Annotated in this window: 2 protein-coding genes and 1 pseudogene; all 3 read left to right on the top strand. The window is 65.6% G+C overall.

Annotated features, from left to right (window positions below):
• Window positions 1-345, top strand: a pseudogene (locus tag VBE63_RS24950) (hypothetical protein); the annotation flags it as partial.
• Complete coding sequence (locus tag VBE63_RS24945) at window positions 342-1502, top strand: TraU family protein (protein ID WP_323685711.1); 1161 nt, start codon at window positions 342-344, stop codon at window positions 1500-1502. The pseudogene VBE63_RS24950 and the gene VBE63_RS24945, both read left to right, overlap by 4 nt.
• 16 nt (window positions 1503-1518) lie before the next feature.
• Window positions 1519-4329 (top strand): conjugal transfer protein TraN, encoded by a 2811-nt coding sequence (gene traN, locus VBE63_RS24940; protein ID WP_323685710.1) that lies wholly within the window; start codon window positions 1519-1521, stop codon window positions 4327-4329.
• Window positions 4330-4601 lie beyond the last annotated feature (272 nt).

Here is a 4601-nt window from a genome sequence, read left to right as displayed (position 1 = left end):
CAACGCCTGGTCGTGTTCGATGCCACCGATACCCGCCAGGTGGGCTTTGCCCAGTCGCTGGCGGCTGAACCTTCATCGAAGGCCAGTGTGTTCCTGATCACCGATCTGCCGCTTGAGTCTGGCTGGACGGGACTCGAACAGCTGATGACGCAGCTCGACCGACGGGTCTTCCTGCTCACCCCGGCGTTGCGCCGGCGCTTCGCCCTGGAGCGCGTGCCGGCCGTCGTCGAGGCCGAGGGGCTTCGATTCCGGGTCACCGAGACCGCAATGCCGGGCGCCAGTGATCGGAGCATCGATGCGGTGCGACCCCTGACGCTGAGCGAGACAGAGGAGGGGGGTGAATGACAACCGAAACCCGTTCAAGCCGGAATCAACAGCGTTCGCCACCGGCTTCACTCGCCCGCTGTCTTGCCATGACGGGGCTTCTGGGCGACCGGCTAACGCGTCTTCGACCTCCTGCGCAGGCGTTTCGGGGTCAACGATGCAGATCCTGGCCTGGTCCGCTGATCGCACTGATCCTGCTCAGCGCGCTCCTGCTGAGCCCATCGACACAGGCCGCCGACGCCGCCTGCCCGGATGCGGAACTGCTCAGCGGCAGGCTGATCACCGACATCTGCTGGTCCTGTCTGTTTCCGGTGCGCATCGCCGGCATGCCGATCGGCGGTGGTCGGGTGCCTGAGGGTGCCAGCGATGCCTCGGTCTGTGTCTGTCGCGATGGCCTCGGTGTGCCGCGTCCGGGTTTCACCATCGGCCTCTGGGAGCCAGCGCGGATCATCGAGCTGGTGCGCAATCCGACCTGCACCCCAGCCTTGGGTGGCATTCGCCTGCCGTTCGGCGATGTTCGGCTGCTGGGTAGCGGTGGCCAGGGCGAGTTGGACGACAGCGAAGCGGCCTTCTACAACGTCCATGTCTATGCCTTCCCGCTGTTGGTGATGTTGGATCTGTTCTTCGACGATCGCTGCAACCCGGATGGTTTCAGCGAGCTGGACCTGCTGCACTTCACCGAGCTCGATCCGACCTGGAACAACGCCGAGCTCGGCTTCTTCGCCCATCCCGAGGCGACCTGGCTGGCCTCTCCTGCCGCGCAGGCGGCTTGCCTGGCCGATGGCGTCGCCGCCACGGCGGGTAACCCGATCGATGCGCTGTTCTGGTGTGCCGGCACCTGGGGGCTGATCTATCCCTTTGCCGGGGCGCAGCCGACGCTCGGCTCGCGGGTGCGGGCGACCTCGTTGTCGGCCACCCGGGTCATGGCGGCGCTGCATCGGCGCGGTCTGGCGCGGCAGACGATGGGCGATGGTGCCTTATGCGAGGCCCCACTCGCGCCCTTTCTGCCGAAGCGCCAGTACAAGCTGTCGATGTTCTATCCGTTGCCGGAGGCCAACAGCGCCCATGTGATCGGCGAGAGCCCATTTCGCTGGGGCATTCATCGCACCTATCCCGGTCCCGGTGAGGATCACCTCTATGTGCTGTGGCGCTGGCAGGATTGTTGTGCGACGTTCTGAGCCGAGTGTCGGCGGGATGATGAATGGGTTGGTCGTCGACTGGTTGATCGTCGGCGCGGCCTGTCTGCGCCAAGTTCCGGTCACTGACTGCGGACCGTCCGCCGGGCCATCGATGGGGTATCGACTCCTCGTCGGACTGCTCTGCCTCTGCATCGCCTGGACGCCTTGGGCACTGGTCTGGGGCGATGAGCTGGCCGATCTGGGTCGGGCCGGACAAGCCTTCGGTCAGGGCCAAGCCGCGGCGTTTGCGCTGCCGACCCTGGAGGGCGATCAACTCCAATTCCAGGTCAACGGCGAGACCCAGTCCGTCAGCACCAACGATCTCTTTCCCGGCGCCTCGAGCGGCAGCGCGGCGGACTTCTCCGCCCTCTATGGCCAGCCTGAGGGCCTGAGCGCACGCGGTCGCGCCGAACAGTCGGCCTTGTTGGAAGAAGAGGGCGCGCAGGCCGAGGCCTTCCAGAGCCTCTACACCAATGTCGGCGTTTCAGCGACGGATCTGCGTGCCGACCCGGTCTGGTCCCAGACCGATCGCGTCATCGATGGCATGGCCGACCTGGCCAATGGCTTTGGCGATTGTGCGATCGACACGCAGTTCCAGACCGGCACGCGCCCGGTCCATCTGCCCGAGATCGAGACCTGCCAGCAGGTGCAGCAGGGTGGGGAATGCTCGCTCTCGCATGCCTATGACCTGCCGCCGGCCGATCACATCGTCTCCGTCTCGGGTGGCGCGGTGCAGACCAACTGCGCCCATGGCTGTATCGATGTCGTCTACGATTTCCCCGGCGCCGCGCATCAGCCCTCCTGTCCCGACTGTGGCTTTCTGCCGGCCCAGACCTTCGGCTTCACCATCAACGACCCGGGACGCATTCAGCGGATTGCGATCAGCGTCGAGCCGCAGGCGACCGAGTTCGACACCGGCTGTGACTGGGACTGCCAGATCGATGCGCTCGACCAATCCTGGTCGATCGCCTTTCCCGACTACAGCCAGGCCGACAGTAGCACGGGCAACTTTGATTCGATCCAGCGCACGGCGCTGAGCGGGCATGAGGCGACCGCGGCCTTGCGCAACGGGGGTTCTTTCACCGTCGCCAACGACTATCGCTTTCAGACCGACGCCGGGCATTGGTACGTCGCCCAGGCGCCGTATCGGGTCTCGATCCGGATTCAGTTCACGCCGCTGCCGCTGCATGACCACGGCTGGGATGCCCCCGAGGCCTGCGTCCATCTGGCGGAGACCATCCGCGACAGTGCCTTCTGTGACGGCGAGGCGCTCTGCTCCGGCGCGCCGGCGCTGAATGCGAACGGCTGCTATGAGACCGTTGGCGTCTTGATCTGCCCGGGTGACTTCGGCCCTTCACCAGTGCCCTGGCTGAGTCCGTTCTGCCGCGAACTGGCGATCAGCGCGGACTGTGCCGGGTTCAGCAGTGGTGACATGCAGTGCTGGACCGATCCGCAGGGCCAAACGCACTGTCCCTTCAACCCCGGCGACATCGAGAACGACTGTGGCCCGCTGGCAGCCGATCCGAACTGTGGTTATCTGGGCTCGACCTGCATCGAGGGTGCCCGCGATCGCTACGGGGTCTGCTATGCCACCGAATCGCGCTACGACTGCGGCACCACCGCCGAGATCCCGGACATCTCCCGCGAGACCGAGATGGACTGCGCCGGGCCAGTGCGTTGTCTGGGCAATGACTGCGTGGATCTGACCTTCGAGCAGTCGGATGACTTCGGCGAGGCCGCGGCGGCGCTGCAGACCGCGCAGTACGTGCTCAGCGACAGCGACTGCACCAGTCCCGGTCAGTGTCAGATCTTCAAAGGCAAAGCGGCCGAGTGCAAGCAGGCGGTCGGTGGCATCGTCGATTGCTGCGAGACCCCCGCAGGTGTCTCGCTGGTCGACTACATCCAGCTGATCGTCGCCGTGACCAAGATCGATGCCGCGATCATGGCCAGCGAGTCCGGCAGCAGCCTGCGTGGCGGCTGGGAGCTGCTGCGCGATCCGCTGGTCGACACCTGGGATGCGGTGAGCGAGACCATCACCTCGGCGGCGAACAACCTGGTCGGCAATAGCGCAGCGGCCTCCAGTGAAGCCGGGGCCAGGCTCTCGCTCGATGCGGCTAAACAGGCGTTGCTGCGCCAGACCGTGGATTGGACCGCGCAGGTGTTCGGCGATGCGGCGGCCAATGCGCTGTTTGTCGTCGAGGGCGGCGGACAGGCGGTGGTCAACGGCACGGTGCAGGCCGGGAACATTCAGCTTGGCGGGCTGATCGGCACCACCCTGGCCTGGGCGATGACGGCCTATCTGATCTACAGCGTGGTGATGATCCTGATTCGGATCATCTGGACCTGCGAGGAGGATGAGTTCGAGCTGGGGGTGCAGCGTGAGCTTCGGACCTGTCACTATGTCGGCAGCTATTGTGACAGCGACATCCTGGGGATCTGCATCGAGAAGCAGAAGGCGTTCTGCTGCTTCAACACGCCGTTGGCGCGGATCATCAATGAGCAGGCCTACCCGCAGCTGGGTCGGAGCTGGGGTGAGCCTGAGCATCCCAACTGCCGGGGGCTGTCGCTGCAGGAGTTGGAGCGGTTGGACTGGTCGCGGATCGATCTGTCGGAGTGGATCGCGTTGTTGACTCAGGCTGGGCAGTTTCCCACGCCTGAGACCATCGATCTGGAGGCGCTGACCGGGACGGGTTCGGAGCTGAGCACTGGGGCTCGCACCAATGCGGCTGAGCGCAGTGCGGCGCGGACCGAGGGGCTCGATGCCGGGGAGATCGGGCAGGAGGCGGCCGATCAGGTCTGGGAGGCGGTGCGACGGGGGTTGCCTTAGTGGTCAACGGCAGACCGCCATCGCGGTGGATCAGACCACCGGACTCGACGCTGATCCGCGCCTTCGGGCAAGCTAGAGCCAGCCACCCTCAGGAGCCCTTGCCATGAAAAACCTCGCTGCACTGATCCTCGCCTGCCTGATCTTGCCGACCGCTGCCGCGCTAGCACAGTCGGAGGCATCCGTCAGCTCCGACCTCGCCAAAGAGCAGCGCTGGCGTGAGCAGATCGTCGACAGCCTGATGGACGGCGACGCCGTCGATCTCGAGGTGGATG

Origin of the sequence: Lamprobacter sp., from assembly GCF_034860625.1 — a bacterium.
Lineage (GTDB): Bacteria > Pseudomonadota > Gammaproteobacteria > Chromatiales > Chromatiaceae > Lamprobacter.
This window is presented reverse-complemented; position numbering and strand designations above follow the sequence as displayed.

What these genes read in the sequence shown, in the direction of transcription:
- traN (WP_323685710.1), top strand. Translation starts at nt 1,519, where the DNA reads ATGATGAATGGGTTGGTCGTCGACTGGTTGATCGTCGGCGCGGCCTGT.
- VBE63_RS24945 (WP_323685711.1), top strand. Translation starts at nt 342, where the DNA reads ATGACAACCGAAACCCGTTCAAGCCGGAATCAACAGCGTTCGCCACCG.